Origin of the sequence: Pinirhizobacter sp. (genome assembly GCF_035317885.1) — a bacterium.
Classification (GTDB): domain Bacteria; phylum Pseudomonadota; class Gammaproteobacteria; order Xanthomonadales; family Rhodanobacteraceae; genus Pinirhizobacter.
Genome location: NZ_DATHFX010000177.1, coordinates 1 through 10,171, shown reverse-complemented (window position 1 = coordinate 10,171; position 10,171 = coordinate 1). Strand labels below are relative to the sequence as shown.

Annotated in this window: 9 protein-coding genes; 3 read left to right on the top strand and 6 right to left on the bottom strand. The window is 67.0% G+C overall.

Annotated features, from left to right (window positions below; genetic code table 11):
* Positions 1–134: 134 nt before the first annotated feature.
* From VK519_RS05495 to def, 6 genes are read right to left on the bottom strand one after another with little or no spacing between them, the layout of a single operon-like run.
* Complete coding sequence (locus VK519_RS05495; protein WP_324348125.1) at positions 135–1,127, bottom strand: glycosyltransferase; 993 nt, start codon at positions 1,125–1,127, stop codon at positions 135–137.
* Entirely contained in the window at positions 1,124–2,143 is a 1,020-nt protein-coding gene (locus VK519_RS05490; protein WP_324348124.1) for a glycosyltransferase family protein, read from the bottom strand. The genes VK519_RS05495 and VK519_RS05490 overlap by 4 nt, the downstream gene beginning before the upstream one ends.
* Positions 2,130–3,104, bottom strand: coding sequence for a glycosyltransferase (locus VK519_RS05485; protein WP_324348123.1), 975 nt, complete (start codon positions 3,102–3,104; stop codon positions 2,130–2,132). The genes VK519_RS05490 and VK519_RS05485 overlap by 14 nt, the downstream gene beginning before the upstream one ends.
* Positions 3,105–3,143: 39 nt before the next feature.
* Positions 3,144–4,466 (bottom strand): 16S rRNA (cytosine(967)-C(5))-methyltransferase RsmB, encoded by a 1,323-nt coding sequence (gene rsmB, locus VK519_RS05480; RefSeq protein WP_324348122.1) that lies wholly within the window; start codon positions 4,464–4,466, stop codon positions 3,144–3,146.
* A 4-nt stretch (positions 4,467–4,470) separates the two neighbouring features.
* Entirely contained in the window at positions 4,471–5,442 is a 972-nt protein-coding gene (fmt, locus tag VK519_RS05475) for a methionyl-tRNA formyltransferase (RefSeq protein WP_324348121.1), read from the bottom strand.
* 2 nt (positions 5,443–5,444) lie between these two features.
* Positions 5,445–5,948, bottom strand: a complete 504-nt coding sequence (def, locus tag VK519_RS05470; RefSeq protein WP_324348120.1) for a peptide deformylase — start codon at positions 5,946–5,948, stop codon at positions 5,445–5,447.
* Between the two features lie 198 nt (positions 5,949–6,146).
* Between def and VK519_RS05465 the strand changes: the two genes are divergently transcribed.
* The 3 genes from VK519_RS05465 to topA all read left to right on the top strand — a co-directional run.
* A complete protein-coding gene (locus tag VK519_RS05465) occupies positions 6,147–7,280 on the top strand; it encodes a LysM peptidoglycan-binding domain-containing protein (RefSeq protein ID WP_324348119.1) in 1,134 nt (377 codons plus the stop codon).
* Between the two features lie 68 nt (positions 7,281–7,348).
* On the top strand, positions 7,349–8,494 hold the full coding sequence (dprA, locus tag VK519_RS05460; protein ID WP_324348118.1) for a DNA-processing protein DprA: 1,146 nt from the start codon (positions 7,349–7,351) through the stop codon (positions 8,492–8,494).
* 93 nt (positions 8,495–8,587) lie between these two features.
* A partial coding sequence (gene topA, locus VK519_RS05455) for a type I DNA topoisomerase (protein ID WP_324348117.1) occupies positions 8,588–10,171 on the top strand: 1,584 nt, incomplete at its 3' end.

Here is a 10,171-nt window from a genome sequence, read left to right as displayed (position 1 = left end):
ACACGGGCCGAAGGCACGGTGCGGGCCTTGCGCGGCCTCGACTGCCATATCGAGGAAGCCGCCGACGCCGTCATCCAGCTCGATGGCATGCGCGCGGAGAGATACGAGCCGCTGCGCGCGTCGCTCGCGGTCGGCTAGGCGTTCACGCCTGCCAGCGCGGTCCGCAGGCGCTCGCCGAACCCGGCCTTGTTCTGCACGAACCAGGCCCGCGCGGCGCCACCAAGCCGCGCGATGTCGTCCTCGTCCATCGCCATTGCATGCGCCACGCAGGTGGCCAATGCGGGCTTGTCGAAGTCGTACAGTGTGGCGAGGGAATGCGTGTCGCCGGCGGTGGCGGCGGCCAGAAGGCCGCGTTCGGATGTAACCAGTTCGTTCATCGGCGGCGCGTCCACGGTAATCACCACGGCGCTCACGCTCATCGCCTCGGTGATGTAGTGGCCATAGCCTTCGGTGCGCGAAGTACACAGGTGGAACAGGTGCGCATTCTGCAGATGCTGCAGCTCCGACTCTTCGCGGTAGCCGGCCAGCACGCGGATATTGGGCGCGTGCGGATCCTTCGGTCCCGGCTTGTTGCGCACCACGGTAAGCGTGGGCCAGTCCGGGTTGGCGGCCCATTCGTGCATCAGCCTCAGCGTGCCCTTCAGCGGACTGGCCCCGGCCAGGTGGAAGAATGCCCGTTCGCGCGGCACGGAAGGATCCATGCGATCGCGGCTATCGAAGCCAATGAAGCGCGTCGGACGGCCGAAGGGTGCGAACAGGTCGCCGGCATGGCGCGTCTTGGTCCATACCTGGTCCACCCACGGCAGGTGGCGCACGTCCTTGCTGTCGAACCATTCCGGATGCGGCAGCACGATGTTCTTCCGGGCCATGCCCAGTTGCGCCGGCCATACGTGCTCGAACATCAGGTTCATATCGACCTGATCGCCACGCGGGCGCCGGTGCCATCGGGCCAGCAGGCGCGATCGCAGGCGCTTGCCGCCCAGGCGCCAGCGTTCGTGTTCGGCGGCCTCATCCAGTGAAAGCACGGTGACATCGCAACCGAGTTCGTCCAGCGCGTGGCGCAAGGTGGCAATCTCGCCGGAAAGGCCAAAACCGTTGTCGCGGGCGACAATGCGCACGGTGGTCATGGTTGCTGGGCCATCAGGTTGTCCAGGGCGTGCCGGAAGCGGTCGAGGAAACCGCGTCGGTTGTCGTCGTACCATGCGCGCCCCGCCGTGCCAAGGCGCGTGGCTTGCGCGTCATCCATGGCGATGCAGCGCTCGATCGCCGCTTCCATCGCGGCGTCGTCGAAATCGAACAGCGTGGCGAGGTCCTGCATGCCCACCGCATGGGCCGCCACCAACACGCCGCGCCCGGTGGTGACCAGCTCGTTCATCGGTTCGGCATCCGTGGTGATCACCACGTTGCCGGTGCTTACCGATTCAGCCAGGTAATGGCCGTAGCCCTCGGTTTGCGAGGGGCAAAGGTGGAACAGGATGTCGTTCTGGAGTGTCAGCAGTTCATCCTGCGAGACGTAGTGGGTGAGCCAGGTGACGTTTGCCGGCACCGCTGGCGGGTGTTCGAGTTTGCGGCGCCACACCAGGGTGAGCCTGGGCCATTCCGGATGCCGGTTCCACAGCATGAGCAGGCGGTCGCTGCCCTTGTTGCCGCTGACACCCGGCCCATGCAGGAATTCCCGGCGACGGTGCTGTTCGCCCACGCGGCGATGGTCGGCGCCCAAGAAACCCACCCATTCGGTGTCGCAGCCCAGCTCGCGGAACAGGCGTTCAGCGTGGCGTGTCTTGGCCAGCACGCGGTCGATGCCGGGCAAGGCGCGGCGTGAGGCCTGGTTGAACCATTCCGGGTGGGGTAGCAACACATTGCGGCGCGCCTGCCCGAGGTACTCAGGCCGCACCTGCTCGATCATCAGGTTCAGGTCGAAGCGGGCGTTGCCCTTCCCACGCAGCCATCCGCCGGTAAGCCGCCACAGGCGAACGCCCAAGCGGTACAGGCGATGCGACAGTCGGCCATGGTTACCCAGCCTGAGCACCACCACGCGGTAGCCGAAATCCGCAAGGATGCCTTCGAGCAGGCGCAGGTCGCGCGAAAGACCGGCGCCGTTGTCGCGCGCGATCAACTGCACCCGGCGTTTAATCGAGCCCATGCAGGGCCTCGAGCAGCCGGGTGGCGAAATCGCGGCGGTTGTCTTCGAACCAGGTCCGGGCGGTCCGGCCCAACCGCGCCACTTCCGCCGGTTCCATCGCCAGGCAGTGTTCGATGGCCTGGCGCATGGCCTCGGGCTCGAAGTCGTAGAGCGTGGCCAGGGCTTGCTTGCCTGAGGGGTGGGCCTTGACCAGTACGCCGCGTTCGGGTGTCACCAGTTCGTTCATCGGCTCGGCGTCCGTGGTGATGGTGACGGCGCCGGCACCCAGCGCTTCGGCAAGGTAATGGCCATAGCCCTCGGTGCGCGACGGGCACAGATGGAAGCGCAAGGTGTTCTGCAGGTGTAGCAGTTCGTCGTCAGGCACGTATTCCCGGCGCCAGATGACATTGGCCGGAAGCGGGTCGATGTCCACGCGCTTGCGCCGCCAGACCAGGGTGAGCATCGGCCAGTGCGGGTTCGCCGCCCAAAGCTCAAGCAGCGCGTGGCTCCCCTTGTTGCCGCTGCGGCCTGGCGCATGCAGGAATCCGGCGCGGGACGCCACCAGGCCCGGGCGGTAACGATCCGGTGCCACGAAGCCCACATAGCGGGCGCGGCAGCCCAGTTCGCCAAAGATCCGTTCGGCGTGGCGGGTCTTGGCCAGCACCAGGGAAAACGCCGGCAGGAACGGTTTCCAGATGTCGTTGAACCACTCGGGGTTGGGTACCAGCACCTCATGGCGCGCACTGCCGAAGAATTCCGGGCGTACCCGTTCGAGCATCAGGTTGATGTCGAAGCGTGGGCGCAGCTTCAGTCGCCGCCTGATCTTCGCCTTCACCATACGCAGTGCCGTGCCGATGCGGCCACGGTGGCCGAGCGCCCGTACCGTAACCTCGCAGCCGGAGGCTTCGAGCACGTCGGCAAGCACGGCAAGGTCGCGCGTCAGTCCGGCGCCGTTGTCGCGCGCGATCAGCTGGATCTTCAAGCGGTTTGGAGTCGACTGGACCATCGGGCGCCTGGCCCGTCAGTCGGGCACCTTGGTAAGCGCTGCATAGTACATGCCGTCGAGGTCGCCATCGCCGGGAAGAATTTGCCACCCCGCCATGGCTGGCCGGCCATCGGCGAGCGTCAAGGGCACGATGCGTGCGTCGGGCGTGTCGCGCAGGAAATCGCCGATTACCGATTCGTTCTCGGCACGCAGCAGCGAACACGTGGCATAGACCAGGCGGCCGCCAGGGGACAGCAGCGGCCACGACGCTGCCAGGATGCGCCGCTGCTGCAAACCCAGCGTGGCAATGTCCGAAGGGCGGCGGTGCAGCCGCACGTCGGGCCGGCGCCGGATGACGCCACTGGCCGAGCACGGCGCATCGATCAGGATGCGGTCGAACGGTTTGCCGTCCCACCATGACGAGGGCTCGCCGGCGTCGCCGGCAAGCACCTGCGCGACCAGGCCCAGTCGTGCCAGGTTCTGTTCGATCCGCGGCACGCGGTGCACGTCGTGCTCGACGGCTACCAGTGTCACGTCGGCGCGCTCGAGTACGTGGCAGGCCTTGCCACCGGGGGCCGCGCAGGCGTCGAGTACGCGCTGGCCGTCGGCGAGGTCCAGCACATCGGCGGCGATCTGCGCCGCGCCATCCTGCACCGCGAACAGGCCCTCGTCGAAACCGGGCAGGCGGGTGACGTCGGTGCTGTGCGGCAGCACGATGGCGTCGGCAAGCCAGGGGTGGGCATGGGCCTCGTGGGCATCGCCAACCAGCGCCTGGATCACCGCCTCGCGCCGGGCCCGCCGGCGGTTCACCCGGAGCATCAGTGGGGGTTCGAGATTGGCGATGTCCAGCACCGCTGCGGCAGCGTCCGGCCAGTCGTCCTGGATGGCCTGGACCAGCCAGGCCGGATGCGAACTGCGCGTGGCCGGGTCTGCATCCAGGCGCGCCAGCAAGGCCTCGCGTTCGCGCTGCCAACGCCGTAGCACGGCATTGACGAGGTTGGCGTGGCGTGGGCGATGCAGCGCGCGAGTGGCTTCCACCGTGGCCGCCACCGCGGCATACGGCGCCATCTCGAGCACTTCAAGCTGGACCAGGCCAATCACCATCAGGGCGTGGACCGCCGGTTCGCTTTGCCGCAACGGACGTTCGAGCAGGATGTCGAGGGCGGCATCGAAGCGGATCCACCAACGCGCGCCTTCGTTGAGCAGGGCGGTTAGCAGGGCGCGGTCGCGGCTGTCGGGCAGGGCCCGGGCGTGGCGATCGAGCGCGTCACGCAACGACTTGCCATGCAGGGCGACCTCGGCAAGGGCCAGCGCCGCCAGGGCGCGGGTGTCGGTTGGCGTGGGCGGCTTGCGCGCCATGACTCTATGGTGTCCGCAGGTCGGTGCGTGCATTGAGATAGTCGGTTGCCGCGATGCGGCGGCCGCCGGCGCGTTGCACGGACGTGATGCGCAACACGCCCTGGGCGCTGGCAAGGTCGATGCCCTGGCGCGAGGCGGCTATGACGGAGCCTGGCGAGGTCTGGGGGTCAGAGTATTGACTCTGACCCCGCTTGGCATCGTCCCGGTCGAGCGCATGCGCGTCCCAGACGCGCACCCGTTCGCCCGCAATATCCGCTTCGGCCACGGGCCATGGATTGAAGGCACGTACCTTGCGTTCCAGGTCAATCGCTGGAAGCTTGAAGTCGAGCAGCGCTTCAGCCTTGTCCAGCTTATGGGCGTAGGTGACGCCCTCGGCGGGCTGGGGGGTGGGCGTGAGTGCTTCACCCGCCATCACACGCGCCAATCCCTCGGCAAGCGCCTCGGCGCCCAGCCCAGCCAGGCGGTCGTGCACGCTGCCACCGGTGTCGTCGCGGGTGATCGGCGTGGTACGGCGGATCAGGGTGGGGCCGGTATCCAGGCCCGCTTCCATCTGCATGAGGTCGACGCCGGTTTCCGCATCGCCGGCCAGCACCGCACGCTGGATTGGAGCCGCGCCGCGCCAGCGTGGCAGCAGCGAACCGTGCACGTTCCAGCAACCCAGGCGCGGGACCGCCAGTACCTTGCGTGGCAGGATCAGCCCATAGGCCACCACCACCATGAGGTCGGGCCGGTAGGCGGCCAGATGTGCGCGCACGAGATCGTCTTTCAACGATTCCGGCTGCTCCACCGTGATGCCGGCATCGAGCGCGGCCAGCTTCACCGGGCTGGGGCTGAGTTTGCGCCCGCGTCCGGCCGGGCGGTCTGGCTGCGTGTAGACGGCCACGATCTGCGCGCCGCTGGCAAGGCATGCGGCAAGGCAGGGTACGGCGAAATCCGGGGTGCCGGCGAAAACGATCCGAAGCGGCTGGGCAGGCACCGTCAGCTCGCCTGGCGGCGCTGTTTCTCCATGCGCTTGAGCAGCAAGCTGCGCTTGAGCGGCGAGAGATAATCGACGAAGACCTTGCCGGCCAGGTGGTCCATCTCGTGCTGGATGCACACCGCCAGCGGGCCTTCGGCTTCGACGATGAACTCGGCGCCGGTGACATCCTGCGCGCGCACCTTCACCTTCAGTGCGCGGGTGACGTCGGCATAGATACCCGGGAATGACAGGCAGCCTTCCTGGTACACCTGGACGCCGTCTTTCTCGAGGATCTCGGGGTTGATCAGGCAAAGGCGCTCGTTGCGCTCGGCGCTCATGTCGGCCACCAGCACGCACTTGTGCACGTTCACCTGGGTCGCGGCCAGGCCTACGCCATCGGATTCATACATCGTCTGGTACATGTCCTGGACGAAGGTGGCCAGTTCCCCGTCGAACACGGTGACAGGTTCGGCAACGGTGCGCAGGCGCGGGTCGGGGTATTCGATGATGGTCAGGACGGACACGAAGAGCACCTGGGCACGTAGCAGCTACAGAAAAGGGGTGGTGGAGCCGAAAAAATGCGGGCAGGTCGGCGAAATCCAAGCCATGCCTGCGGGTAAAGTCGGGTCCATTGTAACGTTGTCGCCGCAAGATCTTCATCTTGCAGCGTTTAACCAATAAGCTACACTCGCGCTGGAACCGGGGAAGGGGGAAAACCCGTCATGATCAAGAAGCTCACCGTGCTGCTGGGCAGCATGTTTTTTACCGTGGCCGCTTATGCGGCGGCTGCGCAGCTACGCGACGGGCATCCTGACACCTACACGGTGCGCCGGGGCGATACGTTGTGGGCCATCTCGGCGAAGTTCCTGCAGAAGCCCTGGCTCTGGCCGGAAATCTGGCAGGCCAACCCGCAGGTCCGAAACCCACACCTGATCTACCCGGGCGACGTCCTGAACCTGTCGATGCAAGGCGGCAGGGCGCACCTTGGCCTGCAGCCCCGCGTCCGCGAGGACGACGAGGCGATCACGGCCATCCCGCTGAAAGACTTGAAGATTTTCCTCAAGGACATGCGGGTGATGGATTCGGACGCGGTCAAGGACGCACCCTACGTGATGGCCTCGGAAGAGGGCCGCCTGCGTGCCACGCCGGGGCAGAAGATCTACGTCCGCGGCGACCTGGTCGGCAGTCCCGGCCAGCGTTTCGCGGTGGTCCGTCCCACGCACATCTTCCGGGGCTTCGACGACGAGGGCGACGGCTCGATCGGCCCGATCGTCGGGGACGAGCTCGACGCCAGCGTGCAGATGCAAAGCTCTCCCTGGGCCGAGGACACCCGCCACGACGGACACACCGGCCGCGGCGATGAACTGGGTACCGAGGTCACCGTCATCGGCACCGCCGAACTCCTGAAGGAAGGTGATCCGGCCTCGTTGCTGCTGGTCGACTCCACCCGGGAAGTCCGCCCGGGCGACCGCCTGCTGCCGGTCGACGACCATCCCTACGATCCTTACTACTATCCGCATGCGCCCAAGGCCATGCCGGCCAACGGCAAGGTCATCGCCTTCACCAGTGATGCCATGGCCGCTGTCGGCAGCAAGCAGGTGGTGGTGCTGTCGGTCGGCGCCCGCGATGGCGTCGATAACGGCACGACGTTCACCATCATGAGCAAGGGCGACAAGGTCCCCGACGACGTCGGGCATGACAGCTTCATCCGTGGCAGCGGCCGCGATGTGCAGCTTCCCGATGAATACGGCGGCCATGTGATGGTGTTCCGCACCTTCGACAAGGTCAGCTACGGATTGATCATGGACGGGCTGCGGCCGATCCATAAGGGCGACAACCTGGTGGCCCCGCAGTAACGCCAACCGCCACGGCTGACACGACGGCGCGGCCCTGGCCGCGCCGTTTTTTTTCTAGACTCGAGCCGATGGCCGACCTCGACAATGATCGCGCCTGGCTGCTGCTGTTGCGCACGCCAGGCCTCTCCGCCTCCCGCCTTCGCCAGCTGCTGGTGGATGCCGGCCGCAGCGCCTCCTCGGCGCTGGATCGCCTGGCACGGCGCCCGGAAACCTACCGCCTGGCCAGCGCGGGTGTGGCATGGCTTGCCGCTCCGGATGAGGCAAGGATCGAAGCCGATCTTGCCTGGATGGCCGAACCCGGACACCGGCTGCTCCGTTGCACCGACGAAGACTTTCCGCCCCAACTGGAGGGCATCACGCCGGCCCCGGTGGTCTTGTGGGTGGCCGGGGATGCTTCATTGCTGCTCCGGCCCCAGGTGGCGGTGATCGGCTCGCGCAGCGCCGGGCCCGTGGGCCTTGCCAATGCCCGTGCCTTCGCCCGCGACCTCACCGCCGCGGGCCTGGTGGTCACCAGTGGCCTGGCCGACGGGGTGGACGGCGCGGCCCACACAGCGGCCCTGGAAGCCGGCGGGCCGACCATCGCCGTGGTGGGCACCGGCCCTGACCGTGTCTATCCACGCAAGCACCTGGCGTTGGCACGGGTGATCGTGGACCAGGGCGCCATGGCCACCGAGTTTCCGCCCGGCACGTCAGCACGGCCCGACCACTTCCCCCGGCGCAACCGGATCATCGCCGGGCTGTCGCTGGGCACTTTAGTGATCGAGGCCGGGGAAAAATCAGGTTCCCTCATTACCGCCCGCTTCGCCGCCGAGCAGGGCCGCGAGGTATTCGCCGTGCCCGGATCCATCCACAATCCGCTGGCCGAAGGCTGCCACCAGTTGATCGCCGATGGCGCCCGGCTGGTGCGGCGGGCCGACGACGTGGTGCGGGTGCTGGCTCCCGCCGCCCTCGAGTTGGGCCGGGAACTGGCCGCCCGCCTGGGTAGCGACCAGGCCCCCAAGCCCCGTGGCACGGCTGCACCGGCCTGGCGTGACGACCCCGACTACCTGCGCCTGCTGGCCGCGATGGGCGACGATCCGGTGTCCCTGGACGACCTGGTCACGAGAACGTCACTGCCAGTGACATCTCTTGCCTCGATGCTGCTGATGCTTGAGCTGGAGGACATCGTCGCCACGCTGCCCGGGAATCGTTACCAGCGCCTGCCGTCGCGATAAGGCTTGACACGTTCGGTAACAGTGTGCTTCCAACTAGATATATGTGCATGGGCATGCGCCCACGCGAATACGCTTCATCAGGATCGCAAGTCAATGGCCAAGAACCTCCTCATCGTCGAATCGCCCGCCAAGGCCAAGACGATCAACAAGTACCTCGGCAAGGACTTCCACGTCCTGGCCTCGTACGGCCATGTGCGCGACCTGCGGCCGAAGGAGGGGGCGGTCGATCCGTCCCGCGGCTTCGCCATGGCCTACGAGGTGATCGAGCGCAACGAGAAACACGTCGAGGCCATCGCCAAGGCGGCCAAGGTGGCCGACTCCATCTATCTCGCGACCGACTTGGATCGCGAAGGCGAGGCGATCTCCTGGCATATCAGCGAGATCCTGCGTGAGCGCGGCATATCGGAAGGCAAGGAAATGCACCGGGTGGTCTTCAGCGAGATCACCCCCCGTGCGATCAAGGAGGCCGTGGCATCCCCACGGCGCCTGTCGCACGACCTGGTCGATGCGCAGCAGGCGCGCCGCGCACTGGACTACCTCGTCGGCTTCAACCTGTCGCCAGTGCTCTGGCGCAAGGTGCAGCGCGGCCTTTCTGCCGGGCGCGTGCAGTCGCCGGCTTTGCGCATGATCGTGGAGCGCGAGGAAGAGATCGAAGCCTTCAAGGCACGCGAGTACTGGTCGGTCACCGCCGACCTCGCCCACGCCGAGGGTGGCTTCACCGCCCGCCTTACCCAGCTTCGCGGCAAGAAATTCGAGCAGTTCGACCTCACCAACGAGGCCGATGCCACCGCCGCGCGTGAACACCTGCTGGAGGCGGCCAAGGGCCGGCTCACCGTCAGCGAAGTGACCTCCCGCGAGCGCAAGCGGCGCCCCGCGCCGCCATTCACCACCTCCACCCTGCAGCAGGAAGCCGCGCGCAAGCTCGGGTTCTCCACCAGCCGCACCATGCGCGTGGCCCAGGGCCTGTACGAAGGCGTGCCGCTGGGTGCCGAGGGCTCTGTCGGCCTGATCACCTACATGCGTACCGACGCCACGGCACTCTCCGTTGACGCGGTCACCGAGCTTCGCGAGTTGATCCAGCGCGACTATGGCGCCAAGGCGTTGCCGGACCAGCCGCAGGTGTATCGCAGCAAGTCGAAGAACGCGCAGGAGGCGCACGAAGCGGTGCGTCCCACCTCCGCCATGCACACGCCGCGTAGCGTCGCCAGTTACCTCAGTGACGATCAGCGCAAGCTTTACGAGCTGATCTGGAAGCGCACCGTGGCCTGCCAGATGATCCACGCCACGATGAACACCGTGTCGGTGGAGTTCGCGCTGCGCGATTCCAGCTTCCGCGCCACCGGCACCACCATCGTCGACCCGGGCTTCCTGGCCGTGTACGAGGAAGGCCGCGACGCCAAGAACGAAGACGACGAAGAACAGCGTCGCCTTCCGCGTCTGGAAAAGGGCGACGTGGTGTCCCTCACCGACATCCTGGCCGACCAGCATTTCACCGAGCCCCCGCCGCGCTTCTCCGAGGCCAGCCTGGTCAAGACCCTTGAGGAATACGGCATCGGCCGTCCGTCCACCTACGCCAGCATCATCCAGACCCTGCTGGGCCGCGAGTACGTGCTGCTCGATAGCCGTCGCTTCAAGCCGACCGACGTCGGCCGCGCGGTGGCCAAGTTCCTGTCCGGG